Here is a 26,304-nt window from a genome sequence, read left to right as displayed (position 1 = left end):
TAAAATAGTCGTTCATAGACACTGGTTCCCCGCAGCAATCCATGGCACCATGGATGCGCCGTTTTGCCTGCAACGCGGCCTCCATCGGACCAACCAGGAACCCTCTATGTCGTCATATCGCACTCTCGCCGGCAGCATGCTGCTCGGCCTGGCCGCAGCGGGCATTGCCCATGCGCAAGCTCCTTCCCCCGCCGCCGCTGCTCCGGCCGATCCCCATTTGTGGCTGGAAGAAGTCCTCGGCGACAAGCCGCTGGCCTGGGTCAGGCAACACAACGCCGTCGCCACCAAAGAGCTGGAAGCCCAGCCCGGCTTCCCGGCCCTGCAGGCGCGCCTGAAGACCATCCTCAACTCGAAGGAACGCATTCCCTACGTCAGCAAGGAAGGCGAGTTTTACTACAACTTCTGGCGCGATGCCCAGCACGTGCGCGGCATCTGGCGCCGCACCACCCTGGCGCAGTATCAATTGGCCGAACCCGCCTGGGAAACCGTGATCGACCTCGACCAGCTGGCCGCCGGCGAGAGTGAAAACTGGGTCTGGGGCGGCGCCTCCTGCCTGTATCCGAAGGGCGAACGCTGCCTCATTTCCCTGTCGCGCGGCGGCGGCGACGCCAAGGTGGTGCGCGAATACGACGTGGCCAAGCGCGCCTTTGTCGACGGCGGCTTCACCCTGCCCGAAGCGAAAGGCAGCGCCAGCTGGATCGACCAGGATACCCTGTTCGTCTCCACCGATTTCGGCCCCGGCTCGATGACCAGCTCCGGCTACCCGCGCATCATCAAGCAGTGGCAGCGCGGCACGCCGCTGGCGCAGGCGCAAACGCTGTATGAAGCCAAGCCCGACGACCTGAGCGCCGGCGCCTACAAGGATTTCACGCCCGGCCACGAACACCAGTTCATCGAGCGGCAAATCGATTTCTATAGCGGCGAAATGTTCCTGCGCGACGGCGCCGAATTGAAAAAAGTGCCGAAACCGGACGACTCCACGGCCTTCACCGTGCGCGACCAGCTGGTCATCACCCTGCGCTCGGACTGGAAGGTCAATGGCAAGACCTATGTGCAAGGCTCCTTGCTGGCCACGGATTTCAAGGCATTCATGCAGGGCAAGCAGGCGCTGGAAGTGCTGTACGCGCCCACGGCCACGTCGTCGCTGGACAATGTCACGGCGACGAAATCGGCCATCCTCGTGACCACCCTGGACAAAGTGAAAAACCGCCTGACGGAACTGCGCCACGTGAACGGCAAGTGGCAGCGCCGCGCCGTCGATGCGCCGAAGCTGGGCACCCTGGCCGTCAGCGCGCTCGACCCGGTCGAATCGGACCAGTACTTCCTGACGGTGACCGACTTCCTCAACCCGACCACCCTCTACCTGGCCACGGCGCAAAGCGACAAGCGCACGAAAATCAAGTCGCTGCCCGCCTACTACGACGCGGCGCCATACAAGGTGGAGCAGTTCGAATCGACGTCGAAGGATGGCACCAAGGTGCCGTATTTCGCCATCATGGGCAAGAAAACGAAGTTCGACGGCAGCAACCCCACCGTGCTGTATGGCTATGGCGGCTTCGAAGTGTCGCTGAAACCGAGCTACAGCGGCACCACGGGCGTGGCGTGGCTGGAAAAAGGCGGCGTGTACGTGCTGGCGAATATCCGCGGCGGTGGCGAATTCGGTCCCCGCTGGCACCAGGCGGCGCTGAAGGAAAACCGCCAGCGCGCGTATGACGATTTCATCTCGGTGGCGCAAGACCTGATCAAGCGCAAGGTCACCAGCCCGCGCCACCTGGGCATCATGGGCGGCAGCAATGGCGGCCTGCTGACGGGCGCCGTGCTGGTGCAGCGTCCCGACCTGTTCAACGCCGTCGTCAGCCAGGTGCCGCTGCTTGACATGCGCCGCTATAACAAGATGCTGGCGGGCGCCTCGTGGATGGGAGAATACGGCGACCCGGACGTGGCGGAGCAATGGGCCTACATCAGCAAGTACTCGCCGTACCAGAACGTCTTCAAGGACAAGAAATATCCGCGCGTGCTGTTTACCACCTCGACGCGTGACGACCGGGTCCACCCCGGCCATGCACGCAAGATGGTGGCGAAGATGGAAGAGCAAGGCCACGACGTGCTGTACTGGGAAAACACGGAAGGCGGCCATGCGGGCGCGGCCAACAACGACCAGCAGGCGCTGATGTGGGCGCTGACCTACACCTTCCTGCTGGAGCAGCTGAAGTAAAGTGGTGGTGTCGGATTACGCGCTCACGCGCCTCGGCGGCCCCGCTAATCCGACCTACCCGGCATATCGGCCGTCAAAGCCGTAGGTCGGGTTAGCCCACCGGGCGTAACCCGACAAACATTGTTGACTTGGGCCGGTGCCAAAATATCCTTACTTCGCCTGCGCGCTGGGGCGTTCCGCGATGCGGTCGCGATAGGCCTGCAGGTTGGCCAAGCCTTCCGCGCCTGGCCGGTACTTCATCAGGCCGCGCGCGAATTCCAGCGCGCAGAAGGCCGTGATGTCGGCAATCGTAAACCGGTCGCCGGCGATGTACGGCTGCTGCGCCAGCACCTGGTCCAGCCATAGCGCCGTCTCGCGCAGCTTGCCCGCCTGCGCCGTGGCGAAATCGGGAAACTGCGGGTTTTCCAGCGCCACCAGGGCCGGATGGCCGTGGCGCACCCAGTTGGCGGCGGCGCTGAACAAATGCAGTTCCACGCGGCGGTCGGCCATCTCGATAAACGCGCGCTCCTCGAAGCCTTCGCCCATCAGGTTCGGTTGCGGCTGCAAGCCTTCCAGGTAAGTGCAGATGGCGCGCGTCTCGGTCAGCACGCGCCCGTCCGCCAACTCCAGCACCGGCACGCGGCCCAGCGGGTTTTTCGCCAGGAAGGCGGGATCGCGGTGCTGGCCCGCCATCAGGTCGAGCGCCACTTCCTCGATGCCGGTGATGCCCTTCTCGGCGATGAACATGGTGACGCGGCGCGGATTGGGCGTGCGGGGGCTGATGGTCAGTTTCATGTGCTTGGGTCTCGTCTCGTTATGGTGTTGGACTATCGGCTGCGGCACCAGCCTGTGGCAATGCAGCCAGGCGCCCATCATACCAGCGCACCGCCATGGTGCGGCATCTCTGGCGCGTTGACTTTGCCCCCGTTTCCACTTAGATTGCTGTACGGGAACGCTGGCTGTCAGTTCAGCGATGTCCCGCTACCGCCATCCACGCTCGCGGCCTACCCGGCTGGCGGGCGTTTTACCCATGAACGAAGGGCATACCATGCATCGCACACCGACTCCGCGTTTCCGCCGCAGCCAACTGGCCGCCGCCGTCCTGGCACTGACCGCCGTTACCGCCTTTACCACGGGCCACGCCGCCCCCGCCGCCAAATACGCCTCGGCCAGCCACGCCCTCGGCACCACCACGCAGCTGCCGCGCGGCGTCACGCCCTTGCACTATGCGCTGTCGATCACGCCGGATGCCGCCGCCTCGACCTTCAAGGGCGCAGCCGCCATCAAGGTCGCCGTCGACGCGCCGACCAGCAGCATCACCTTCAATGCCCTGAACCTGGCGTTTTCCGGCGCCGCCATCGAAGGCGCGGGCGGCAGCAAGCAGGTGATGCGCAAGATCGATATCGATGCGGACAAGCAGACGGCCACCGTGCATTTCGCCCAGCCGCTGGCCAAGGGCGAGTACCTGTTGCGCATCGACTACAGCGGCAAGATCGGCACGCAGGCCACGGGCCTGTTCTCGCTCGACTACGACACGCCGCAAGGACGCCAGCGCGCGCTGTACACGCAGTTCGAAAATTCGGACGCGCGCAGCATGCTGCCGTCGTGGGATGAACCGGACTACAAGGCCACCTTCGCGCTGGACGTGATCGTCCCGAGCAGCCAGATGGCCGTCGGCAACATGCCCGTCGCCAGCAGCGAAGACCTGGGCAATGGCACCAAGCACGTGCGCTTCGCCACCACGCCGCGCATGTCGACGTATCTGCTGTTCTTCGGCCTGGGCGACTTCGAGCGCGCCACGGCCATGAGCGACGGCACGGAAATAGGCGTCATCACGAAGAAGGGCGCGCTGGCGCAAAGCCGCTTCGCGCTCGACGAATCAGCCGCCCTGCTGCGCGAATACAACGATTATTTCGGCGTGCGCTACCCGCTGCCCAAGCTCGACAACATCGCCGCGCCGGGCCGCAGCCAGTTCTTCGGCGCCATGGAAAACTGGGGCGCCGTCTTCACCTTCGAATACGGCCTGCTGCTCGACCCGACCATCTCGACGCAGACCGACAAGGAAAACATCTACACCACCCTGTCGCATGAAATGGCGCACCAGTGGTTCGGCGACCTGGTCACCATGCGCTGGTGGGACGACCTGTGGCTCAACGAAGGCTTTGCGTCGTGGATGGAAAGCCGCACGACGGAGCGTCTGCACCCCGAGTGGAACACGGCCCTGTCCAACGTCGGCGGGCGCGAATCGGCCATGAGCCAGGATGCGCTGCGCACCACGCACCCGGTGGTGCAGCGCATCGCCACCGTGGAACAGGCCAGCCAGGCCTTCGACGGCATCACCTATCAAAAAGGCGAAGCGGTGATCCGCATGCTCGAAGCGTATGTCGGCGCCGACACGTGGCGCACGGCCGTGCGCAACTACATGCGCAAGCATGCGTACGGCAATACGGTGTCGGACGACCTGTGGCGCGAAGTCGATGCGGCCGCCGGCAAGCCCGTCAGCGCCATCGCCCATGATTTCACCCTGCAGCCGGGCGTGCCGATGATCACCGTGAGCGACGCCGTATGCAGCAAGGGCAGTACGCGCGTGACCTTGACACAGACGGAGTTTTCCAAGGATCAGCCGGACAAGAAGCCGCTGTCGTGGAAAGTGCCGGTGATCGCCTCGACGGTCGGCAACGGCAAGCTGGCCAAGGTGGTGCTCAAGGATGGCAAGGCGACCCTGAACGTGCCCGGTTGCGGCGCCCTGCTGGTGAACGCGGGCCAGAGCGGCTACTACCGCACCCTGTACGCGCCAGCCGGCACGCGCGCGCTGGCGGGCAGCTTCGCGCGCCTGGCGCCGATCGACCAGCTGGGCTTGCTGGCAGACAGCCAGTCGCTGGGCATGGCGGGCTTGCAGGACCCGGCCGGCTTCCTGGAACTGGTGAAAGCCACGCCACTGTCGGCCGATCCGCAAGTGCTGGGCCGGGTGGCCGCTTCGCTGAACAGCCTGTATGAGCAGTACGCCGGCGATGCCGCGCGCCAGCAGGCTTTCGGCCGCTTCGCCATGGCGCGCCTGGCGCCGATGATGGCGCAGACGGGCTGGGAAGCGCGCGCCGGCGAAGCGTCGAGCGTGGCAACCCTGCGCGGGCGTCTGATTGCCATCCTCGGCGACATGGGCGAACCGGGCGTGATCGCGGAAGCGCGCCGCCGCTACGCAGCCAGCGAACAGGCAGGTGAGCAAAATCCGTCCGCCATGCCCGCGCCGCTGCGCCGCACCATCCTGGGCGTCGTGGCCCAGCATGCGGACGCCGCCACCTGGGAGCAGCTGCACGCCAAGGCGCAGCAGGAAAAGACGCCGCTGGTCAAGAACCAGCTGTACGACCTGCTGGCGTCGACCGACGATGCGGCCCTGGCGCAGCGCGCACTGGCGCTGGCGTTGACGGATGAACCGGGCGTGACCAACAGCCCCGCCATGATCTCGCGCGTGTCGCGCACGCATCCGGAACTGGCCTTCGACTTCGCGCTGGCGCACCTGGAGCAAGTCAATGCGCGCATCGACGCCAGCTCGCGCAGCCGCTACTTCCCGCGCCTGGCGGCCGGTTCGGCGCAGCCGGACATGATCGCCAAGCTGGAAGCGTATGCACAGGCCAACCTGCCGGCCGGCGCGCGCGGCGACGCCGACAGTTCCGTGGCCGGCATCAAGTACCGCATCAAGGTGCGCGCCGAGCGCCTGCCTGCCGTCGATGCGTGGCTGGCGAAGCAAACGGGTTGACAGGGGAGCAAACCAACCTCCCGGCGCCTGGCGTCGGGAGGAAGAAATCGCAGGCAAAAAAAAACCGGCTTCGCAAAGTGCGGTAGCCGGTTGAAACGCTGTATCAGAGCGCAGGGATAAAACGGAAAACACATGAAAAAGTGGAAATCGTGCCGGTCATTGAGGTGTCCGGCAACCTTGCGCCCGGGATTTCCGTGCGCCATGTATCCACTATGCCAGTCCTTCCCTCGGGCAGGCTTAGGACTTCATTAAAGCCCCCGTATTTTCCCGCTTTTACCCCGCATGCCTTGCCATCGCAGCAATTTCACGCTGCGCCAGCCTGTCTGGTGCCGATGGTTGAGCTCACCGGCTAAGCTGTTGAGTCATGCCTGCATCCTATCGCTCCCGGAACGTAGTGACTTGCGCACCGCATGCTGTGTGCCAACGAAAGCATCATAACAGCGCCATATGACCGCCTTATGACGTAGCTCTAACATTGCGCGCGCGCCGCCGCGTGGATCGCGTACCATTCCCCCATCGCCCTTGTTCCTGCCGCCCCATGTTCAGACTGCACCTTCGCACCGTTTTTCTGCTTGCCTGCGCCATGCTGGCCGCTTGCACGCCCTTGCCGCCCGCCCCTGCCCCGGCTTCCACGCCGGCTACCCCTGCCGCCATGCCCGCGCCAGCGTGGCAGCGACAAGGCGTGCAGCTGCTGCACATCGCGCCCGAAGAATCGCTGCTGACCATCACCGTGCGCCGTGGCGGCGCGCTGGCGCGGCTCGGGCATGACCACGTGGTGGCCAGCCGCAGCCTGCAAGGCGTGGTGGCGCCCGCGCTGGGACGCGCGCAGTTCCGCTTCCGGCTCGACGCAATGAGCGTGGATGAAGCAAGCCTGCGCCAGGCGGCCGGCCTGACGACGGCGCCGTCGGCCGACGCCATCGCCGGCACGCGCCACAACATGCTGGTGCGCGTGCTCGAGGCGGAACGCTATCCGTGGGTGAGCATCGACGCCCGGCGCACGGGCGACAAGGAGGTGTTCGAGGCCGACATCACCCTGCATGGCGTGACACGCACGCTACGGCTGCCGGTGCGCATCGAGCAAACGGTCGATGGCCGCCGCCTGCAGGCCAGCGGCAGCCTGCTATTAAAACAGAGCGACTTCGGCATCGTGCCCTTCGCCGTCCTGGGCGGCGCCATGGCCGTGCAGGATCAGATGGAGCTGGCTTTTCGCATTACCGCCCGGCAAGAGGTCAGCGCGCCAGGATCAGGCGCAAGCCCAGGCCGATGAAAATCGTGCCGGCCACCCGGTCGAGCCACAGGCCGGCGCGCGGGCGGCGGTTGAGCCACAGGCCGACGGCGCCGGAAAAGTAGCCGAGCAGGCCGAACAGCACGCAAGCCTGCGCCGTGAAGACCAGGCCCAGCTGCGCCGTCTGCCAGCTGGCATTGCCCTGGCCCGCGACGATAAACTGCGGCAGGAACGACAGGAAAAACAGCACGACTTTCGGATTGATACTGTTGGCAAACAATCCCTTGCCGAACAGGCGCAGCAAGGATTCGTCGGGCAAGGCCGCCGCGCCATCGACTCTGGCGCCGCCGCGGCTACGCAAGGCGCCGATGCCCAGCCACACCAGATATAGCCCGCCGGCCACTTTCAGCGCCGTAAATGCCGTGGGCGAGGCGGCCAGCAGGGCCGACACGCCGATGGTCGCCAGCACCGTGTGCGTGAGGCAGCCAAGGGCGCAGCCCAGGCCGAACGCCATGCCCTGGCGGCGCCCGCGCGACATGCCCACGCCCAGCACCATCAGGTTGTCGGGACCGGGACTGGCGGTGATCAAAACGGCGGCGGCCAGGAAGGCCAGGAACTGGTCGGGACTGAGCATGAATATCTCGCGGGCAAAGGCGCCATGATACCGGAGCGGACGCCATGCCGGCAGGACATGAAATTGCCGTATGTCACCGAGAGTCGATTAAAATGGGTACTCCACAGCAAACGGCGTTGCCGCCGGTTTCCGCGCGACCATTACCCAACCCATCGATGCCAGCCCACCCGCCCCTTTTGCGCCACCGCGCTTCCAGCTTCCGCGCCAGCGCCTGGCTAGGCGGCTGGCCGCTGCTGATCGGCCTGCTGCTCGGCCTGCTGGGCCTGGCGGGCGCGGCGCAGGCGGATCCTTTGCCCCTGAGCAAGCAAGGCATCCAGCATCTGGGTAACGGTGGACAACTGTTTCTCGCCGGCGGTGACGCCGCGCCTGCCGATGCAGCCGCCCTGCCCGCCTGGCTGGCACGCCAGCGTCCAGCCGAACAGGTCGACCTGCTCGGCGGCGCCTACTGGCTGCATGCGCGGGTGCGCAACGACAGCAGCGAAGCGGCCTGGGTCATCGACCCGAACGACACCCTGATCGACCTGGTCGACCTGCACGTGTATGGCCCCGGACCGCACACGGCGCCGCGGACCTTGCTGACGGGCTACCAGCGCCCGCACGAGTACTTGTTGCACTACGGCAGGAACGTGCAGCTGGCGCCGGGCGCCACGTATGACATCCTGATCCGCTTTTCCAGCCCGTATTACGCGCGCGCCCCCCTGTTCGGCGTCAAGACGCAGCAGGACTACCGCAAGCTGGTGGGCAAGGAAAACTTCCTGATGGTGGCCTCCATCGGCGCCCTGCTGGCGCTGGGCCTGTTCAATTTTTTCATCTTTTCCATCACCCTGGAAAAAGCCTCGGCCTATTACGCGCTGTACGTGCTGACCTATGGCCTGGCCTGGGCCATGACTTTCCACGTCTTTGCCGACCTGTTCGACTGGCATTGGCTGCAGCTCCATTACGTGCCGTTTTTCCTGCTGCCCGTCTTCAGCACCCTGTTCTACATGCATTTTCTGCGCCTGCGCGACTACTCGCCCCTGCTGTACCGCATCAGCAAGGTCAACCTGGTGCTGCCTTTGCTGCTACTACCCAGCTGCTTCTTCGCCCTGTCGTATGCGCACACCCTGGCCACCATCGCCATCAGCATCTGGATGCTGATGGCGCTGATCTGCGGCATCGTCGTCTGGTGCCGCGGCTACCAGCCGGCGCGCTTCTTCGTGCTGGCCTTCGTCGCCCTGATGCTGCCCGGCTTTCTGATCCTGCCGGCCAACCTGGGCCTGATGCCGGCCATGGTGGCCAACGCCCAGCTGGTGACACTGCTGGGCGGCACGTTTGATGGCTTGCTGCTGGCCTTTGCCCTGGCCGACCAGATCCGATTGCTGCGCAACAACCTGGAACAGCGGGTGCAGGAACGCACCCTGGCGCTCACCCTCAGCAACGACGCCTTGCTGAAGGCCAAGGAGCACGCGGAAGTGGTCAGCCGCCACCGCATCGATTTTCTGTCCGCCATGAGCCACGACATCCGCACGCCGCTGGCCGGCGTGATCGGCATGCTGAAATTCGCCCTGCGCGACCAGTCCGTGCGTGGCCGCACGCAGGAATACCTGCGCATCGGCCTGCACAATGGCGTGTCGCTCCTGACCATCCTCAACGACATCCTCGATTTCTCGAAGATCGACGCGGGCAAGCTGACCCTGGAAACCGTGGACTTCGACTTGCTGGCGCTGATCGGCGACGCGGCCGGCATCGTGCAGGGCCAGGCCGACGCCAAGAGCCTGCTGCTGCGCCGCGAACTGGCGCTGGACCTGCCGCGCTACGTGCGCGCCGACCCGACGCGCCTGCGGCAAATCCTCATCAACCTGCTGGGGAATGCGCTGAAATTCACAGCCAATGGCGAAGTGCTGCTGGAAGTGCGGCGCGCCCGCACGCCGCCGCGCCACGACGGGCGCAGCGAGATCGAATTCATCATCAGCGATACGGGTACCGGCATCGACGCGGACACCTTGCCGCGCCTGTTCCAGAAATTCGAGCAGGCCGACCACTCCACCACGCGCCGCTACGGCGGCACGGGCCTGGGCCTGGCCATCTGCAAGGAACTGGTCGAACTGATGCAAGGCACGATCGGCGTGGAAAGCCGGGTCGGCATCGGCTCGCGCTTCCATTTCACCTTGCCGCTGACGCCGGGCAGCGCGCCGGCGGCCGACGCGCGCCGGCCGGCACGCCAGGCGCGCCACGCCTGCCGCCTGCGCATCCTGTGCGCCGAAGACGTGCGCACCAACCAGATCATCATCGGCACCCTGCTCGAAAGCATGGGGCATGCCGTGACCATCGTGGAAAACGGCGAGCAGGCGCTGCGCGCGCTGGGCACGGAACCCTACGATTGCGTGCTGATGGATGGCCGCATGCCGCTGATGGATGGCGAACAGGCCGCACGCCTGATCCGCGACGGCGGCAACGCGCAATTCCCCATTCCCGACGCGCACATCCCCATCCTCGCGCTGACGGCCAACGCCAGCGAACATGACCGGCAACGCTATCTGGCTTGCGGCATGGACGATTTCCTCAGCAAACCCGTCGACGAAGCGCTGCTGTTCGAAAAAATCGACGCCCTCATCGACCTGCTGCTGGCGCGCGGCCAAGCGCTGCCGCCGGCCGCGCCCGTCGAAGATGACGCCCTGGCGCGCCAGTTCGGTCTGGACGACGCCAACGACGAGCCGCCCGCACCGGCCGATCCCATGACGGCGCCCGTGCACATTCTGCCGCTGGCAGGCCTGTCGCCGCAGCACTTGCAGCGCATCGCGCAAGCGTTCCTGACGGAAGCGCCACGGCGCCTGGACCTGGCCTGCCACGCCGTACGCGATGGCAACGCCAGCGCCGCCGCTGCCGCCTTCCACGCCTTGAAGGGCAGCGCCGGCTACCTGAGCCGACCCACCCTGCACGGCCTGTGCCACCAGATGGAAACCCTGGCGTCGAACGGCCAGCTCGACAACGTGGAGCAGTTCCTGCCGCAGCTGCAGGCGGCGCTCGATTCGGCGCGGCGCGACCTGGAAGCTCAGCCCGCCGGCTGAGCCATCCAGCCCTGTGCTTGCAGCCACGCCAGCAGCAGTTGCGGCCACGCGGCCGGTTCGCTGCCCGGCTTGCCCAGGCCCCAGCCATGGCCGCCGTGCTGGAACTGGTGCAGCTCGACGGGCACGCCCGCGCGGCGCAGGGCGGCGGCCATCAATGCACTGTTCTCGGGCGGCGACACGCGGTCGTCGAGCGCCTGCGCGATGAAGGTGGGCGGCGTGCGCGCATCGACGTGCAATTCCACCGACAAGGCGTCGCGCGGCGCCTGCGCGGGATGGGCGCCCAGCAGCTGCTTTTTCGCATGTGTCGTGTCGAATGGACGCTGCATGGTCAGCACGGGGTACAGCAGCACGGCAAAGTCGGGCCGCGCCGATATGCCATCAATCGCATCGACGGGCGCATAGCGGGGCGCGTCCGGCAGGACGGCCGTCATGCCAGCCAGGTGCGCGCCGGCGGAAAAACCCAGCATGCCGATGCGCGCCGGGTCGATGCCCCATTCAGCCGCGCGCGCACGGATCACGCGCATGGCCCGCTGGCCATCCTGGAATGGCGCGGCCACCCCGCCGCCCTCCTGCGGCAGGCGGTACACGAGTTCAAACGCCGTGACGCCGTGCGCCTGCAGCCAGCCGGCGGCGGGGCCGCTCTCCTTGCCCGCCTCGATATGCGCATAGCCGCCGCCGCTGACCACGAGCATGGCGATACCGTTCGGCTGCGCCGGGCGGTGCGCGATCAGATACGGTTGTTCCACCTGCGTGATGGAGCCTTTGGCGCTGTCGTGCTGCGGACCCGGCGCCGCGCCACCGGGTGGCGCGCCGGGCCACAGGAATAGTGCACCGGCCGGCGCGGCGCCCGCGTGCAGGTGGAGCTGGACCAGGCACACCAGCATCAGGCGTTTCATGCCTTGAAATCCGTCTCGCCCTGGATCACGGCCGGATAGCCGGTCATGGCGCGCGACGTCTGCATGCCCGCCATCACGGCCGCCTCCACGCAACCCGCGTTGAGGCCCGTCCTGATCCAGTCGCCCGTCAGGAACAGGTTGGAAAAACCCGACTGGTCGGTGGCCAGCCGGTACTGGGTGCTGCCCACCACCGACATCACGTAACGCTCGGACGGGTCGACGTTGGCGCGCCAGTACTGGCTGTCGAAGCGCGCCGGCCCCGCCCCCTCTTTTGCGTCGACCAGCCATTGCCACGGAAACGCGCCCGGCGCGCCCGCCTCGGGCCACAGCGCGCCGATCTCGCGCTCCAACTGGTGCACGGCGCCCTGCTTCGCCCTGGCCGCGCAGCGGGCGGGGAAATCCGTGTCGGTGACGGGCGGGTAACTGTCGACGGGGAAGGCGCTGCAAAAATACGAGACGTTTTTTGGCTCCAGCCCCGCCGGCCAGTCCTCGTGCGCCAATAACTGGTCCATCGGCGCCCACGTGTCGTACGGCTCAGTAAAAGCCGACAGCACCGGCTGCTGGCCCTTGGGCTGCGTGGTCCAGCCCATCTGCGCCAGGTTCTTGTTGAGCCAGACCTGATAGGCCTGCGTGGCCACGGTTTTTACCTTGTCGGCCGCCAGTTGCAGGGCCGGGCTTTGCGCCAGCAGTTGCGGGCACAGGGCTTGCAGCGAACCGATGGAAATGCCGAACACCACCTTGTCGAAATCGACGCCCTTCTTCAACACCGTGGCGGGCAGCGCGCGGCCGAACGCCTGCTGGTACTGCTGCGGCCAGCCGCTCCAGTACGATTCCAGGTTGACGTCCTGCGCCTGCAGCAGCGCGGCCTGGGCCGGTTCGATCTGCGCGTAATCGGGCGCGCTGGGCCAGCAAGCCAGGCCCTTCACGTCCACCAGCGGCGCGTAGCCGGCGCCGGGGTCTTTCAATTGCACCTGCTGCGTGATGCGGATGCTGGCTATGTCGCCCGCGCCCGGCACCAGTTCTTCCACGCGCTGGAAGAATTTGAATTCCACGCCCCGCTTGGCGAGCACTTGGTACAGCGGCGTGAAAATCGTGTCGCCCATGCCGGCCTGCATCTTGAACATGATGCCGCCCTTGTAGGCCAGGCCGATGCGCGCCATCGAGCGCAAGAGCGTCCCCGCCTCGATGTTCGGTTTCGAAAAATCGCCGCCTTCATAGGCGAAGACGAGGTCGTAAAAGCCGCGCACGGGCGCCGAGTTGACGCTGAACTGCTCGTCGCCACCATGTTTTCTCAGCCAGGCACGGAAGTCGATGTCGTTGATGACGTCAAAGCCGTGCTTGAACACGCCATCCTCGAACATGCCTTTCATGACCGTGATGCCCAGGTCCAGGCAAATGAACAGGCGGCGCAATTCATCGTCGCCATCGATCAGGGCCCGGTAGCGCAGGCGCAGCCACGCGCGGATGCCGTTCAGGGTGCTGGCCAGCAGCTGGTGGCGCGCCTGGTCGTGGCGCGTGGAGTCGGGCGCCAGGTCCGCCACCAAGGCCACCAGGGCGCCCACGGACAAGCCCACGTCCAGCCCCAGTTCGTCGGCCTGCCCCACCACTTCATCGGCCAGGCGGCGCAGCCAGCCGGGCCACACGCCCTCTCCCTGCGAGGCGCTGGCGCTGGCACTGGCACGCTCTATGCGCGCGTCGGCGTCCGCCACCAGGCGTATCTGGCGCAGCCACTGCTCGATCCAGCCCACCATGGCGATGGCCATCTGCCACAGGGTGATGTCTTCGCCGCCCTCGCCCGGCTCGCCCGGCAAGGTGGGAAAGACGATGGACCAGTTGCGCCACTTGCCCTTGACGTCTTCCGACAGGGCCACGTAATCGTGCTGTTTGAAAGCGTCGCGCCAGGTGGCCAGCGGCGCGCCCGGCGGACGCTCCAGGCTCGCATACGCTTCCTTGATCATCTTGAAAGCGTTCGCGTAGAAGCCGAACCAGATGTGCAAGCCGTGCTCCTCGATGCGCTGGCCCACTTGCGCATTGCGCCCGCTGGCGCCCTTGCCGCCCAGGCGCCAGCCCAGCTGGTAGACGGTGATGGCATGCCTGTTTTGCCAGCCCGGCTGGTTCGTCAAGTAATACGCGGTGGTCATGGCCGCCACGCCGCCGCCGAGGATGGCGATCCTTTCCGGCGCGATGCGGGAATTGTCGACCAGTTCCTCGCCCGGCATGGCCGTGAAATCGAAGTTCACATTGAACGGCAAGATCGCCGCCTGCGGCCCCAGTTGCAAACCCAGGGTCTGGTCCAGCGGGAAGCTGTCGAACGCGTGCAAGGTACATTCGTATTCATAGCCGAGCAGGCGCGCGCTGTGCAGGCGGTTGATCTCGGCCGGCGCGGTCACCAGGGCCTGGTACACGGCTTTCACGCCCGCGCTGTCGGGGAATTGTTTGAGGAAAATCTGGTCGATGCGGGGCTTGCGCAGCAAGGACAGAATATCGGCCCAGCCAGCTTGGTCCATGTCGAAGAAATCGGGGATGGAGAGGAAAATCTGGAATGCCTGCTCGATGAGTTCCAGGAAACTGTTGATGGGTTTGTGCGGCCCCGTCTGCACGGTGGCGTTGACTTCCAGCAACGGGTGCAGCGCCAGTTTCGTTTCCGGCGAAAAATGCTGGAAGCCCTTGGCGGCCACGGAGCAGCGCAGCGGCTCGCTGCCGGCGGCGGGAATTTCGTAGTCGCACAGGTATTTCGGATAGCCGAACAGTTCGCGCCCGTTAATCAGGGCCATCGCGTCATCGACGAAAATATGGCACGGGTACCAATAGATATGCGCGAGCTTGCCCGCGTCATCCATCTGGCCGACCATGATCCAGGTGACGATGTCGACTTCCGTGATCCAGCCCTTGGCCTGGTCGACGGGGTTGGCGGAGTCCGCATGGTTGACGCGCGTAAAGGTCAGCATCACATACGGCGACAGGGCTTTCAGGGTCATCTTGCTGCCCGCCACCTGGTTCAGGGTGGTATTCACGGTCGCTTGCAGTTTCACCAGGTCGCCCCGGACGAAATAGCCGTACATTTCCGACTGTTTCAATTGCAGCGGCGAGTGCATCATCACCGAACCGCCCTGATAGATATACGAAGGTCTTGCCGAAGGTGTCGCCGTCATTGCCCTGTCCCCTTTAAGTTTCAGTCAAACAAGATTTCTACAGTGTATTTGAGAAAGATCAATGAATGATATGAAATAAATTAAAGGATTTGCCAAGATGCATAGGCTCATCCGGAAAGCTGCCTGCGCACGTCGGCCGGGGCAAGTCCATGCCATCGGGTGTACGATGCAGCATCTTGAGCGTTACGAGCACCATGCCATGGCAATGATTACCACCGACTACGTTTCCACTTATTTAGGCAACCGTTTTTACCCCTTGCGCCCGCATATCGACAAGGTCGCCATCGAGGACATCGCCCACGGCCTCGCTTACCAGTGCCGCTTCAATGGACAGACGCAAGTGTTTTATTCGGTCGCCCAGCACAGCCTGATCGTCGCCGAACTGGTGCCGCCCCATTTGCGCCTGGCCGCCCTGCTGCACGACGCGGCCGAAGCCTACCTGGGCGACATGGTGAAACCCTTGAAAGTGCTGCTGCCGGAGTTTGCCGTGCTGGAAGACAAGGTCAGCGCCATCATCGCCGCCACCTATGACCTGGACTTTTCCGATTACGCGCCCATCAAGCAGGCCGACCTGATCGCGCTGGCGACAGAAAAGCGCGACCTGATGCCGCACTCGGCCGAGCGCTGGGCTTACCTTGACGGCATCGCCCCCTTGCCCGGTATAATCGAAGCCATGGGTCCGGCCGAAGCCAAGCAGCGCTTCCTGCACGCCTTTGCCCGGTTGAGCGGACTTGGCCTCGCCGCATGAATGCTGGCACCTTGCCGCACGAACGGACGCTAAGCCCCGGTTTTTGCACGGCTTTTTTAGATATCCACAGCAACTGTGGATAAAGTTGTTGATAAGCCCCTCTTGACAAGCCGCAACACCAGTATTGATGCGGGTTTCAACAATTTGCTGATTTCACAGGCAATTTTTTACCCCAATGAAATCAATGACTTGCAATCATGAATTTGCGCTTGAGCAAACTTACTCTGCCACCATGAAAATATATTTTTCTGTGCATAAGCATTCCTGGCGACACGGCGTCTTGCTTGAACCGCATTGTTTTGACAAACCCCGCAGACTGGCATAGTGTGGAGTAGCGAGCACGATCAACGGTGGATAAACGCATGAACATGGATAGCGATAGCGCCGCCAAGGGGGCGGACGAACCGGACTGGCTGGTCGATGAGCCGCTGGAACGGACAGACGCGACGGCAGAGCCTGCCACCGCGGCGCCATGGCGCGTGCTGATCGTTGATGACGATGTCGACGTGCATGTGGTCACCAAGTTCGCCCTCAGCCAGGCCAGCTTCCAGGGGCGCCGGCTGAGCTTTTTGCACGCGTATTCGGGTGCCGAGGCCCTCAGCTTGCTGCGCGGCACGCCCGATATCGCCGTCGTGCTGCTCGATGTGATCATGGAAACCCAGGATGCCGGCCTGCAAGTGGCGCGCCAGGTCCGCGAAGAATTGCACAACAGCGCCGTGCGCATCATCCTGCGTACGGGCCAGCCTGGCCAGGCGCTCGAGCACCGCATCATCATCGACTACGACATCAACGATTTCTGGTGCAAAACCGACCTCACCACGCGCAAGTTGTTTACCACCGTGATCGCCTCGCTGCGCACCTACGCCACCTTGCGCGAAGCGGAGCAGCAAGTCGCCGAACTGGCCGCCGCCCTGGCCCAGTGCGGCAACACGCCAGCGGCGCCAGCCGGCGGCACGCCCTGAGCATTGGCCGCTACTTTCAGTCATAAAAAACAAGAACACTGGATAGGCATACAGGCTTGCGGCATGCCCCGTTTTGGCCCCTTTTTCCCGCCGATGGCGTGTGCTGAGCGGCGCTAATTTCCTAAGTGGCGGATTGTTAAGCGCTTTTTCAGATATCCACACGGACTGTGGATATCTTTGTGGATAAGGGCCTATTGACAGCCTTCAAAGCCACAGCCCATGCGGCTTTCAATAAACTGCCCAATCAAACAGCAAAAATAAAATCCATTAAAATCAAACACTTATAAACTCACACATAATCACGGGAAAATTATTTCGTCAATTTCGTTATCCCATCATTTGTGCATAACTGAGCCGTAATGATCAAACCGACAACACCAGGCTAACGCTACCGGCAACACAGTTGCCGTGCGGATATTCAATGCAGGCTCTGGCGGCGCTGCTCCGGGTGCAGCAGCACTCTCTCGATCAGTTCGGGGGCGACATTGTATGACTTCAGGTATTCCAGCGCGCACAAGGTGCTGAAGGCGGCCTGCACGGCAATGCCCAGATTGACGATATCGCACATCTTCTGGTCAACGCGCACATGGCGCACGACCGGTATGACAGGCATGTGCAAGGTTGCTTGGGAACTCGGCATGATGAATGACTCCTGCGGGAAGGTGGACGTGGCGGGAAACGGCAGCGGAGAACGGCGCCGGGATGGCTGCGTGGAAGAGTGACAGCGAAAGTATTGCCGAAAAACGCGCGATGTCAATGCCAGGCAGGTATTCCAATGCAGTTTTTTTCTGATACACAAGGCCGCACGCCTAAGGCAGATCAAACGCCGCACCTGTGGCCAGCCTAGTATGGATTTTCTGCCATCACGCGGCATTCGCGTTGCATCAACGAGGAGACACGACATGAATACAACACCCGAGCCGGCCAGCAATCCCGGCGACATCGCCCCTTCCGGCACCCCCGGCACCGGTGAAAACGTGTGCACGCATTGCCAGGGCCGGGGCGCCAGGGCCGATGGCCAGCCCTGTCCCATGTGCGGGGGCACGGGCGTGGTTATCGCCGGCATCGGTGGGGGCTGAGCCATGCCTGAACAAGGGCAAGGGAAATAAGTGCGGACATAAGCATGGACAAGGCAAAGCAGGCACGGCGATAATCAGCCATGCCCGCACCTCCCACCCTTCCGCCCGACCTGCCCCGTCCGCAACCCGCTTCGCTTGCCGACCTGTTCTTCTCGTTCACCTGGCTGGCCCTGCAAGGCTTTGGCGGCGTGCTGGCCGTGATCCAGCGCGAGATGGTCGAGCGCAAGCGCTGGCTGACGCAGGAGGAATTCCTGGAAGACTGGGCCGTGGCGCAAATCATGCCCGGGCCAAATGTCGTCAACCTGTCGCTGATGGTGGGCGGGCGCTATTTCGGCTTGAAGGGCGCGCTGACGGCGCTGGCCGGCATGCTGGCCGCGCCCCTCATCATCGTGCTGGTGCTGGGTGTGCTGTACACGCGCTTTGGCGACAATCCGCAGATGGCGGGCGCCTTGCGCGGCATGGCGGCCGTGTCGGCCGGCATGATCGCCGCCACGGGCGTGAAACTGGCGACCGCGCTGACCAAGCATCCGCTGCCCCTTTGGCTGACCTTGTCCATCACCGTGCTGGGCGTGCTGATGGTGGCGATCTTGCGCTGGCCCCTGCTGTACATCCTGCTGGGCCTGGGCGGCATCGGCTGCCTGCTCACCTATCGAAAGCTGTCCCCATGAATCCGCCCTTGCAACTGGTGTTGAGCACGGGCGACTGGCTGAACCTCTTCGGCCACTACCTGATGCTGTCGCTGATGTCGATCGGCGGCGCCATTTCCACCACTTCCGAAATGCACCGCTTCCTCGTCGAACAGCATGGCTGGCTGACGCAGGCGCAATTCAACGAGTCGATCGCCATCGCCCAGGCCGCGCCGGGCCCGAACGTGCTGTTCGTCGCCCTGATGGGCTGGAACGTGGGCATGAACGCGGGCAGCTACACAGCCGCCTACCTGGGCGTGTTCATCACCATGGTGGGCATCATGCTGCCCAGCACCACCCTCACCTACGTGGCGGCCCAATGGGGCTACCGCAACCGCGACCTGCTCCCCGTGCGCGCCTTCAAGCAAGGCATGGCGCCCATCGTCGTCGCGCTCCTGATTTCCACCGGCATGATTTTGGGCGGCGCCAACCATGACATCCGCACCGACTGGCCCCTGTGGAGCCTGTCCATCGTGGCTGGCCTGATCATCTGGCGCACGAAGATCCATTTGCTGTGGCTGCTGGCGGCCGGCGCCGTGCTGGGCTGGTTCCAGCTCGTCTGACCTTACACGGCCAGGTGCCGCTTCACGTCCTCGCCATCCATCTGTTCCGCCAGTCCGCTGGCGACGACACTGCCGCGCGACAGGACGATGAATTCGTCGGCCAGCTCGCGGGCAAAATCGAAATATTGTTCGCATAGCACGATGGCCATGTCGCCGCGCTGTTTCAACAAAGAAATGACCCTGCCGATATCCTTGATGACGGAGGGCTGAATACCCTCCGTCGGCTCGTCGAAGATGATTAATTGCGGCTCGGCCAGCAGGGCGCGGGCAATCGCCAGCTGCTGCTGTTGTCCGCCGGACAAATCGCCGCCGCGCCGCTGCAGCATCTCTTTGAGCACCGGAAACAGTTCATACACGTGGGGATCGATGCGCGACGCTTGCCTGCCCCGCTTCACCGCCATGCCCATCAGCAAGTTTTCCTCGACCGTCAAACGCGCAAAGATGTCGCGCCCCTGCGGCACGTAAGCGATGCCCAGCTTGGCTCGCGCATGCGGCGTCAGCTTCGTGATGTTGCGCCCCTGGAACACCACCGTGCCCTGCGCCACGGGCAGCACGCCCATCAGGCATTTCAACAAGGTCGTCTTGCCCACGCCATTGCGGCCCAGCAAAGCCAGACATTCGCCCTTGCGCGCCGACAGATTGATGCCGCGCAAGGTGTGCGAGGAACCATAGTATTGATTCAATTGCTCGACTTCCAGCATATGTATTCACCTTCCCAGATAGACTTCGATGACGCGCTCGTCGGCCTGCACTTCTTCCATGCGGCCCTGCGCCAGCACGGACCCTTCATGCAGCACGGTAACGATACCTTGCTGGGCAATTTCCGTGACAAAACCCATGTCGTGCTCGACCACCATGATGGAATGCTTGCCGCGCAATTCATTGAGCAATTCCGCCGTGCGCGCCGTTTCCGCATCCGACATGCCGGCCACCGGTTCGTCCAATAGAATCAGCTGCGGCTCCTGCATCAAGAGCATGCCGATTTCCAGCCACTGCTTTTGCCCGTGCGACAGCAAGCCGGCCGGCCGCGCTTCCTGGCCGTTGAGGCGGATCAAGCGCAATATCGCTTCGATCTTGCCTGCCTGCTCCGACATGAGGCGTGCAAACAGGGTGGGCGCCACGCGCTTGTCCATCTTCATCGCTAGTTCCAGGTTGTCGAACACCGTGTGCTGCTCGAACACGGTGGGGCGCTGGAACTTGCGGCCAATGCCCGCGTGGGCGATTTGCGCTTCCGTCATGGTGGCCAGGTTCATGGTCTGGCCGAACCAGGCCGTGCCGGACGTGGGCCGCGTCTTGCCGGTAATCACATCCATCATCGTCGTCTTGCCCGCGCCATTCGGACCAATGATACAGCGCAACTCGCCCACAGAAATATCGAGACTGAGCTTGTTGATGGCCTTGAAGCCGTCGAACGATACGCTGATGTCTTCGAGGTACAAAATCGCGCCATGCGTCGTATCGACGCCCTCGCTTTTCACGCGCGAATACGTGGCGCCAGCCTCGGTGCTGGCCATTCCGGGCAACATGCGGATGCTCATGCGGCCTCCTCTGCCACGACGGCCGCCTTTTTACGTTTGAGCTTGCTCAACACGCCCAACATGCCCTGCTGCATGAACAGGGTCACGACGATGAACAGCAGCCCCAGCGCGAACAGCCACAGTTCCGGCAAGGCGGCCGTGAACCAGCTTTTCAAGCCATTGACGGTGAAGGCGCCCAGGATGGGACCGATCAAGGTGCCCCGCCCACCGACAGCCACCCACACGACCATCTCGATGGAATTTGCCGGTGACATTTCGGACGGGTTGATGATGCCCACTTGCGGCACGTACAAGGCGCCAGCGATGCCGCACAGCACGGCCGACAAGGTCCAGACGAACAGCTTGAACCACAGCGGGTTGTAGCCGAGAAACATCAGCCTCGCTTCGCTGTCACGCACGCCCTGCAGGACCCGGCCCAGTTTCGAGCGGACGATGGCGCGCGCGCCGATCAAGGCGGCCAGCAGGAAGGCCAGGGTCAGCAGGAACAGCACGGCCCGGGTGGCGGGCGCCGTGATGCTATGGCCGAGGATGGTCTTGAAATCCGTGAAACCGTTGTTGCCGCCAAAGCCCGTGTCATTGCGGAAGAACAAGAGCATGAAGGCATACGTCATCGCTTGCGTGATGATGGAAAAATACACGCCCTTGATGCGCGAGCGAAACGCAAAATAACCGAAGACAAACGCCAGCACGCCGGGCACCAGCACGACGAGCGCCATGCAATACCAGAAATGTTCCGTGAACGCCCAGTACCACGGGTAGGTTTTCCAGTCGAGAAAGACCATGAAATCGGGCAAGCTGCTGTGGTACTGGCCCTGGTCGCCGATGGCGCGCATCAGATACATGCCGTGCGCATACGCGCCCAGCGCAAAGAACACGCCGTGCCCCAGGGACAGGATGCCCGTGTAGCCCCAGACGAGGTCCAGCGCCAGCGCGGCCAGCGCGTAGCACATGAACTTGCCCACCAGCGCCACCGTGTAGGCGGACACGTGCAGCGCATGGCCTTCGGCAAACGCCAGATTAAACATCGGCAATAGCGCCGCCAGCAGCGTGCAGGCGGCAATGGCCAGCCAGACGGGCCGCGTGAACAGGCCCTGCTTTATCGGATAGGAGGTAGTCATTCGACGCTGCGTCCCTTCATGGCAAACAGGCCCTGCGGCCGGCGCTGGATGAAAATGATGATGAACACGAGAATGGCGATCTTCGCCAGCACGGCGCCCGCCACCGGTTCGAGAAATTTGTTCACTTCGCCCAGGCCCAGCGCGGCGATCACGGTGCCGGCCAACTGGCCCACGCCACCGAGCACCACCACCATGAAGGAATCGACGATGTAGCTTTGGCCCAGGTCCGGCCCCACATTGCCCAGCTGCGACAGGGCCACGCCGCCGAGCCCGGCGATGCCGGAACCGAGGCCGAAGGTCAGCATGTCGACCTTGCCCGTGGCCACGCCCACGCAATCGGCCATGCGGCGGTTTTGTGTTACGGCCCGCACGAACAGGCCCAGCCGTGTCTTGTTCAAAATCAGCCACACGGCCACCACGACAACGACGGCAAAGCCGATGATGGCGAGGCGGTTATACGGCAGCACGAGACCGCCCAGCACGGTGACGCCGCCCGACATCCAGGCCGGATTGGCCACTTCCACGTTTTGCGCGCCGAAGATCGTGCGCACGGCCTGCATCAGGATCAGGCTGATGCCCCAGGTGGCCAGCAGGGTTTCCAGCGGCCGACCATATAGCCAGCGAATCACCGTGCGTTCCAGCGCCACGCCCACCAGGCCGGCAACAACAAAGGCGGCCGGCAAGGCGGCCAGCAGATACGCATCCTGCAGGCCAGGCAAGTAGCTGCGAAAAAACAGCTGGCACAGATACGTCGTGTAAGCGCCTATCATCAGCAATTCGCCATGTGCCATGTTGATGATGCCCATCAAGCCAAACGTAATGGCCAGGCCCAAGGCGGCCAGCAGCAGCACGCTGCCCAGCGAGATGCCGTAAAACACAGTGCCGGCCAATTCCATGCGCGATACTCGTCCCTTGATCTGGCGCATGGTTTCGATGGCGGCCAGTTGCACGGCTTCGTCCAGCTCGCCCCCTTTGTCCAGCATGGCTTGCAGCACGGGCAGCAAGCGCGCATCGCTGCTGCCGGCCAGTTCCTGCACGGCTTGCTTGCGCGTGGCCGCATCGGGCGCATGCAGGTTGGCGCTGGCGATCAGCACTTGCAATAGTTGTTTAATTTCAGCATCGTTTTCCCGCGCCAGCGCCGTGCGGATCAGGGGGATTTGCGCGGGATCGACCGCCTTTTGCAAAGCTTGCGCGGCGGCCAGGCGCGTGGCCCGCTCCGGCGCCAGCAGCTGCAAGCCCGACAAGGCGCCCGCCACGGCCGAGCGCAAGCGGTTGTTGACCATCACGCCATCGATGCCTTCCGGCATCGGCACGTTCTGGCCGCTTGCCGGGTCAACCGCCTGCTCGCCATCGACGATATACACCTTGCCGTCGGGCGCGGCATATAACTGATCGTCCTGCAAGGCTTGCAGCACCTTGGCAGCCTCGGGCGTGGCCAGGGCGGCGATCTGGGCGACGGCGGCGACCCTTGTGTCGGGGTCGTCGCCGGAGAGGGGCTTCAGCAGATCGGGGGGAATGGCGGCCTGCGCAGACAGAGGCAACAGGCAAAGTAATAACAAAATACGACGTAGCAGACGCATGCGGAAAGACCTCTCATCGTTATTTCAGCCCGAGCGAAAATCTGGGGTCAGACAGGGACACCAAGTCCCGTCGGGGGAATTCGTCCCAATGGGACGAATTCCGATCGCGAAGCGACTGACCCCGGCCTTTTGGCCGCTAACTCATAACTTCTGCTTGCCCTCATTCCCCTTGATGAACGGGCTCCACGGCTGGGCGCGTATCGGTTCCTTTGTTTTCCACACGACATTGAATTGCCCATCGGCCTTGATCTCGCCGATCATCACGGGCTTGTGCAGGTGGTGATTGGTCGCATCCATGGTCAGGGTGAAGCCCGACGGCGCCTTGACGCTCTGGCCGGCCATGGCGGCGATCACCTTGTCCGTGTCCGTCGATTTCGCCTTTTCCACAGCTTGCGCCCACATGTGGATGCCGACATAGGTCGCTTCCATCGGGTCGTTCGTCACGACCGAACCCGCGTTCGGCAGCTTTTGCGCCACGGCATACGCTTTCCACTGCTTGATGAAGGCCGTATTCACTGGGTTCTTGACGGATTCAAAGTAATTCCACGCCGCCAAATGCCCCAGCAAGGGCTTGGTATCGATGCCGCGCAGCTCTTCCTCGCCCACGGAAAACGCGACGACGGGCACGTCCGTGGCTTTCAAGCCGGCATTGCCCAGCTCCTTGTAAAACGGCACGTTCGAATCGCCATTGATGGTGGAAATGACGGCCGTCTTGCCGCCCGCGGAAAACTTCTTGATGTTGGCGACGATGGTTTGATAGTCGGCGTGGCCGAACGGCGTGTAGACCTCGCTGATATCGCTATCCTTGACTCCCTTGCTTTTCAGGAAGGCGCGCAGGATCTTGTTGGTGGTGCGCGGATACACGTAATCCGTGCCCAGCAGCACGAAGCGCTTGGCGCCGCCGCCATCCTTGCTCATCAGGTATTCGACGGCCGGGATCGCCTGCTGGTTCGGTGCCGCGCCCGTATAAAACACGTTCTTTTCCAGTTCCTCGCCCTCGTATTGCACCGGGTAAAACAGCAGACTGTTGAGTTCCTTGAACACGGGTAAAACCGACTTGCGCGACACGGATGTCCAGCAGCCAAACACGACAGCTACTTTATCCTGCGCCACCAGCTGGCGCGCTTTTTCCGCGAACAAAGGCCAGTTCGACGCCGGGTCGACGACGACGGCTTCCAGCTTCTTGCCCAGCACGCCACCCTTGGCATTGATCTCGGCAATCGTCATCAAGGCTACGTCTTTCAGCGACGTTTCGGAAATGGCCATGGTGCCCGACAGGGAGTGCAAAATGCCCACCTTGATCGTATCGGCGGCCAGGGCTGCCTGCATATAAGTGGACGTGGCCAGGGCCAGGGCGCCGGCGGCGGCCGCTTTCAGGATGATGCGTCGTGACATGGGGACTCCTGTGATGGGTTCGTGGGGTCAAAGCTGGGCATACGATGTTGTTAAAGCAGAATGCATGCCAGCACCAGCAGGTGTCCGTCGTGGTGCATGCGGCTTTTGCCGCACGAAAAAAAACCTGGCTGCACAAGGACTGTGCAGTCAGGTTTCAAATTGCCGTAAAACGGTGCGCCGGACGCAACAATCCCGGCATCAATCCTTGCGAGGAACTCCACGCAGGCGGCGCCAGCCCTTGCGTCCCAGCGGGAACAGCAGCACGAAAGCAATCAGCCACGGCAGGATATAGGCCATGGCCGTGATGGCGTTGGCCACGCCTTCCGACAGGTTTTCCGTGAAATTGCCCAGCGCGCGCTTGACGGGCCGCCAGAACGATTGCTTGCCTTCAGCACTGATGACGACGTTCAGCAAATCCGTGTCTATGCGCTGCATCAACAGCGCATTGGCCGCCGTCGCCTGCTCCAGCTCCACTTGCACGGTGGCCAGTTCCTTGCTCACCTTGATCAGGGCATCGACGTTCGTGCCTGAACGCTTTTCAAGGTCTTGCAATTGCGCCTGGTATTGCTTGAGCATTTCCAGGCGTTTCTTGCTATCGAGCACAGGACGGCCCAAGTCTTCCACCTTGGTGCCTTGGCTGGTGACGTCGCCTTCGGCCGCGACCAGCGCGACGAGCTTCTTGATGCCGGCCGGCTTGGCGCGCATGCTGATGCGCGCATGCACGTAGCGGCCGCTGTCGACGCTGGAATCGAGCAGCAGACAGCCGTTTTCCGTGTCGGCCTTGCAGGCGGCGACCACCTTTTCATACAGGGGCCGCACTTGCGCCTCATTCGTATCGACGCTGACATTATGTTCATAGGCAAGAAACTCGCTGCCCTTTTCCTTGCCATCAAGGCGCGCGGCGCTCGATTGCCCGCCGCTCTCGCCCTTGCTGCCGCAACCGGCCAGCAACATCAGGCCGATCAGGCCAATACAGATTTTTTTCATGATTTCTTTCTATGGATTATTTTTGCAGAGGCAACAATTCGATATCGGGCAAGTGCGCCGCCACGTCCTGCACCGTCGCATGGCCGGTCAGGGACGCCACCACCTGCGGCAGCGGTGCCGCCCAGATTTCCGGCAAGTCGCGCTCCTCGGGCGCCAGCACGGGAAAGGCCAGCTGCTCGCGTGGCGGCGTGAAAGCGGCCGCGACGCCAGGCTTGTTGCCGCGCGCATCGACGCGGTACCAGCCAAACTCCTGCAGGTACACGGCGTTCAAGCCATGCAGGCAAAACGGCGGCCCCACTTCGCCGATGGCCAGGCGCTGGTAGCACAGGCCGGCAGGAATGCCGTTGGCGCGCAGCAATGCGGCCAGCAAATGGCTCTTCGCATAACAGTAACCCGTGCCATGCTGCAAGACGTCGGAAGCGCGGCAAGTGACGGGATTGCGCTGGTAGTCCCAGCTGTGGGCCACCTCGTCGCGCACAAAGGCAAAGCAGCGGGCAGCGATGGCGGCGTCGCCCACCGCGCCTGCCGCCAATGCGGCTGCCCTGGCGCGCACGGCCGGATGGTCGCTGTCGATATACAGGCTGCTGGCTAGATATATGGAAAAGTCGGGGGAAAAGTCGGTAGACATGGCATCCAGGTCATGCAAAAAGATAATGCGCGATTCTAGACGAAACAGCATGAAATCGAGCGTTTCCTTGCGCAGGAACAAAGAAAATCCACGCGTCAGGCTCTCTGCGCGGGGGGCG

General features: G+C 63.5%; 21 protein-coding genes. 9 read left to right on the top strand and 12 right to left on the bottom strand.

Features of this window, described 5'->3' with window-relative positions; translation table 11 throughout:
- The first annotated feature begins 106 nt into the window (after positions 1–106).
- Entirely contained in the window at positions 107–2,215 is a 2,109-nt protein-coding gene (locus ACPJXG_RS09780; RefSeq protein ID WP_425254093.1) for a prolyl oligopeptidase family serine peptidase, read from the top strand.
- 150 nt (positions 2,216–2,365) lie between these two features.
- Here the strand turns inward: ACPJXG_RS09780 and ACPJXG_RS09775 are convergent, their stop codons facing one another.
- Positions 2,366–2,989: a glutathione S-transferase family protein gene (locus ACPJXG_RS09775; protein ID WP_425254092.1), complete on the bottom strand. Its 624-nt coding sequence runs from the start codon at positions 2,987–2,989 to the stop codon at positions 2,366–2,368.
- Positions 2,990–3,242: 253 nt separating this feature from the next.
- On the opposite strand from ACPJXG_RS09775, the gene ACPJXG_RS09770 reads away from it, so the two are divergent.
- Together ACPJXG_RS09770 and ACPJXG_RS09765 are read left to right on the top strand one after the other, a co-directional pair.
- Positions 3,243–5,948 carry a M1 family metallopeptidase gene (locus ACPJXG_RS09770; protein WP_425254091.1) on the top strand — a complete coding sequence of 902 codons (2,706 nt, stop codon included), beginning with the start codon at positions 3,243–3,245 and terminating at the stop codon, positions 5,946–5,948.
- A 538-nt stretch (positions 5,949–6,486) separates the two neighbouring features.
- Complete coding sequence (locus ACPJXG_RS09765) at positions 6,487–7,215, top strand: YceI family protein (protein ID WP_425254090.1); 729 nt, start codon at positions 6,487–6,489, stop codon at positions 7,213–7,215.
- On the opposite strand, the gene ACPJXG_RS09760 is transcribed toward ACPJXG_RS09765, so the two are convergent.
- On the bottom strand, positions 7,178–7,807 hold the full coding sequence (locus tag ACPJXG_RS09760; RefSeq protein ID WP_034754929.1) for a LysE family translocator: 630 nt from the start codon (positions 7,805–7,807) through the stop codon (positions 7,178–7,180). The two genes, ACPJXG_RS09765 and ACPJXG_RS09760, sit on opposite strands and share 38 nt — an antisense overlap.
- A 155-nt stretch (positions 7,808–7,962) precedes the next feature.
- Here ACPJXG_RS09760 and ACPJXG_RS09755 point away from each other — a divergent pair, with 155 nt between their 5' ends.
- Entirely contained in the window at positions 7,963–10,854 is a 2,892-nt protein-coding gene (locus tag ACPJXG_RS09755) for an ATP-binding protein (protein WP_425254089.1), read from the top strand.
- On the opposite strand, the gene ACPJXG_RS09750 is transcribed toward ACPJXG_RS09755, so the two are convergent.
- Entirely contained in the window at positions 10,839–11,750 is a 912-nt protein-coding gene (locus ACPJXG_RS09750; protein ID WP_425254088.1) for an alpha/beta hydrolase, read from the bottom strand. The genes ACPJXG_RS09755 and ACPJXG_RS09750 overlap by 16 nt on opposite strands.
- Complete coding sequence (locus ACPJXG_RS09745) at positions 11,747–14,902, bottom strand: NAD(P)-binding protein (protein WP_425254087.1); 3,156 nt, start codon at positions 14,900–14,902, stop codon at positions 11,747–11,749. The genes ACPJXG_RS09750 and ACPJXG_RS09745 overlap by 4 nt, the downstream gene beginning before the upstream one ends.
- A 199-nt stretch (positions 14,903–15,101) precedes the next feature.
- Between ACPJXG_RS09745 and ACPJXG_RS09740 the strand changes: the two genes are divergently transcribed.
- Both ACPJXG_RS09740 and ACPJXG_RS09735 read left to right on the top strand, forming a co-directional pair.
- Positions 15,102–15,650, top strand: coding sequence for a phosphohydrolase (locus tag ACPJXG_RS09740; protein ID WP_425254086.1), 549 nt, complete (start codon positions 15,102–15,104; stop codon positions 15,648–15,650).
- 362 nt (positions 15,651–16,012) lie between these two features.
- Positions 16,013–16,612 (top strand): hypothetical protein, encoded by a 600-nt coding sequence (locus ACPJXG_RS09735; RefSeq protein ID WP_235211703.1) that lies wholly within the window; start codon positions 16,013–16,015, stop codon positions 16,610–16,612.
- 418 nt (positions 16,613–17,030) lie between these two features.
- On the opposite strand, the gene ACPJXG_RS09730 is transcribed toward ACPJXG_RS09735, so the two are convergent.
- Positions 17,031–17,252 (bottom strand): hypothetical protein, encoded by a 222-nt coding sequence (locus ACPJXG_RS09730; protein ID WP_425254085.1) that lies wholly within the window; start codon positions 17,250–17,252, stop codon positions 17,031–17,033.
- Positions 17,253–17,514: 262 nt separating this feature from the next.
- Between ACPJXG_RS09730 and ACPJXG_RS09725 the strand changes: the two genes are divergently transcribed.
- The 3 genes from ACPJXG_RS09725 to ACPJXG_RS09715 all read left to right on the top strand — a co-directional run bounded on the left by ACPJXG_RS09725 (position 17,515) and on the right by ACPJXG_RS09715 (position 18,940).
- Positions 17,515–17,691, top strand: a complete 177-nt coding sequence (locus tag ACPJXG_RS09725; protein WP_425254084.1) for a hypothetical protein — start codon at positions 17,515–17,517, stop codon at positions 17,689–17,691.
- A gap of 80 nt (positions 17,692–17,771) precedes the next feature.
- Positions 17,772–18,359, top strand: coding sequence for a chromate transporter (locus tag ACPJXG_RS09720; protein WP_099400529.1), 588 nt, complete (start codon positions 17,772–17,774; stop codon positions 18,357–18,359).
- Positions 18,356–18,940 carry a chromate transporter gene (locus ACPJXG_RS09715; protein WP_035820135.1) on the top strand — a complete coding sequence of 195 codons (585 nt, stop codon included), beginning with the start codon at positions 18,356–18,358 and terminating at the stop codon, positions 18,938–18,940. The genes ACPJXG_RS09720 and ACPJXG_RS09715 overlap by 4 nt, the downstream gene beginning before the upstream one ends.
- Before the next feature lie 2 nt (positions 18,941–18,942).
- Here ACPJXG_RS09715 and urtE read toward each other — a convergent pair whose 3' ends face one another.
- From urtE to ACPJXG_RS09680, 7 genes are all read right to left on the bottom strand, one after another.
- Positions 18,943–19,641 (bottom strand): urea ABC transporter ATP-binding subunit UrtE, encoded by a 699-nt coding sequence (urtE, locus tag ACPJXG_RS09710; protein ID WP_425254083.1) that lies wholly within the window; start codon positions 19,639–19,641, stop codon positions 18,943–18,945.
- Between the two features lie 6 nt (positions 19,642–19,647).
- Positions 19,648–20,478 (bottom strand): urea ABC transporter ATP-binding protein UrtD, encoded by an 831-nt coding sequence (gene urtD / locus ACPJXG_RS09705; RefSeq protein WP_425254082.1) that lies wholly within the window; start codon positions 20,476–20,478, stop codon positions 19,648–19,650.
- Positions 20,475–21,596: an urea ABC transporter permease subunit UrtC gene (gene urtC, locus ACPJXG_RS09700; protein ID WP_099400526.1), complete on the bottom strand. Its 1,122-nt coding sequence runs from the start codon at positions 21,594–21,596 to the stop codon at positions 20,475–20,477. Before urtC ends, urtD begins: the two co-directional genes overlap by 4 nt.
- Positions 21,593–23,176: an urea ABC transporter permease subunit UrtB gene (gene urtB, locus ACPJXG_RS09695; protein WP_425254081.1), complete on the bottom strand. Its 1,584-nt coding sequence runs from the start codon at positions 23,174–23,176 to the stop codon at positions 21,593–21,595. The genes urtC and urtB overlap by 4 nt, the downstream gene beginning before the upstream one ends.
- Before the next feature lie 141 nt (positions 23,177–23,317).
- Positions 23,318–24,571, bottom strand: a complete 1,254-nt coding sequence (urtA, locus tag ACPJXG_RS09690; RefSeq protein ID WP_402718781.1) for an urea ABC transporter substrate-binding protein — start codon at positions 24,569–24,571, stop codon at positions 23,318–23,320.
- Between the two features lie 198 nt (positions 24,572–24,769).
- Complete coding sequence (locus tag ACPJXG_RS09685) at positions 24,770–25,558, bottom strand: DUF4349 domain-containing protein (protein WP_425254080.1); 789 nt, start codon at positions 25,556–25,558, stop codon at positions 24,770–24,772.
- 16 nt (positions 25,559–25,574) lie between these two features.
- Positions 25,575–26,186 (bottom strand): transglutaminase-like domain-containing protein, encoded by a 612-nt coding sequence (locus ACPJXG_RS09680; RefSeq protein ID WP_425254079.1) that lies wholly within the window; start codon positions 26,184–26,186, stop codon positions 25,575–25,577.
- Between the last annotated feature and the right edge of the window lie 118 nt (positions 26,187–26,304).

The sequence above is a fragment of the Janthinobacterium sp. NFX145 genome (assembly GCF_049810325.1).
Lineage (GTDB): Bacteria > Pseudomonadota > Gammaproteobacteria > Burkholderiales > Burkholderiaceae_D > Janthinobacterium > Janthinobacterium rivuli.
Note: the sequence above shows the minus strand (reverse complement) of the source record. Positions and strands in the feature narration are given on the sequence as shown.

Coding starts and splice junctions, on each gene's coding strand:
- ACPJXG_RS09750 (WP_425254088.1), bottom strand. CDS start 11,750: ATGAAACGCCTGATGCTGGTGTGCCTGGTCCAGCTCCACCTGCACGCG.
- urtE (WP_425254083.1), bottom strand. CDS start 19,641: ATGCTGGAAGTCGAGCAATTGAATCAATACTATGGTTCCTCGCACACC.
- ACPJXG_RS09715 (WP_035820135.1), top strand. CDS start 18,356: ATGAATCCGCCCTTGCAACTGGTGTTGAGCACGGGCGACTGGCTGAAC.
- ACPJXG_RS09745 (WP_425254087.1), bottom strand. CDS start 14,902: ATGACGGCGACACCTTCGGCAAGACCTTCGTATATCTATCAGGGCGGT.
- ACPJXG_RS09735 (WP_235211703.1), top strand. CDS start 16,013: ATGAACATGGATAGCGATAGCGCCGCCAAGGGGGCGGACGAACCGGAC.
- ACPJXG_RS09755 (WP_425254089.1), top strand. CDS start 7,963: ATGCCAGCCCACCCGCCCCTTTTGCGCCACCGCGCTTCCAGCTTCCGC.
- ACPJXG_RS09770 (WP_425254091.1), top strand. CDS start 3,243: ATGCATCGCACACCGACTCCGCGTTTCCGCCGCAGCCAACTGGCCGCC.
- ACPJXG_RS09720 (WP_099400529.1), top strand. CDS start 17,772: ATGCCCGCACCTCCCACCCTTCCGCCCGACCTGCCCCGTCCGCAACCC.
- urtC (WP_099400526.1), bottom strand. CDS start 21,596: ATGACTACCTCCTATCCGATAAAGCAGGGCCTGTTCACGCGGCCCGTC.
- ACPJXG_RS09730 (WP_425254085.1), bottom strand. CDS start 17,252: ATGCCGAGTTCCCAAGCAACCTTGCACATGCCTGTCATACCGGTCGTG.
- ACPJXG_RS09760 (WP_034754929.1), bottom strand. CDS start 7,807: ATGCTCAGTCCCGACCAGTTCCTGGCCTTCCTGGCCGCCGCCGTTTTG.
- ACPJXG_RS09740 (WP_425254086.1), top strand. CDS start 15,102: ATGGCAATGATTACCACCGACTACGTTTCCACTTATTTAGGCAACCGT.
- ACPJXG_RS09780 (WP_425254093.1), top strand. CDS start 107: ATGTCGTCATATCGCACTCTCGCCGGCAGCATGCTGCTCGGCCTGGCC.
- ACPJXG_RS09680 (WP_425254079.1), bottom strand. CDS start 26,186: ATGTCTACCGACTTTTCCCCCGACTTTTCCATATATCTAGCCAGCAGC.
- urtA (WP_402718781.1), bottom strand. CDS start 24,571: ATGTCACGACGCATCATCCTGAAAGCGGCCGCCGCCGGCGCCCTGGCC.
- ACPJXG_RS09765 (WP_425254090.1), top strand. CDS start 6,487: ATGTTCAGACTGCACCTTCGCACCGTTTTTCTGCTTGCCTGCGCCATG.
- ACPJXG_RS09775 (WP_425254092.1), bottom strand. CDS start 2,989: ATGAAACTGACCATCAGCCCCCGCACGCCCAATCCGCGCCGCGTCACC.
- urtD (WP_425254082.1), bottom strand. CDS start 20,478: ATGAGCATCCGCATGTTGCCCGGAATGGCCAGCACCGAGGCTGGCGCC.
- ACPJXG_RS09725 (WP_425254084.1), top strand. CDS start 17,515: ATGAATACAACACCCGAGCCGGCCAGCAATCCCGGCGACATCGCCCCT.
- urtB (WP_425254081.1), bottom strand. CDS start 23,176: ATGCGTCTGCTACGTCGTATTTTGTTATTACTTTGCCTGTTGCCTCTG.
- ACPJXG_RS09685 (WP_425254080.1), bottom strand. CDS start 25,558: ATGAAAAAAATCTGTATTGGCCTGATCGGCCTGATGTTGCTGGCCGGT.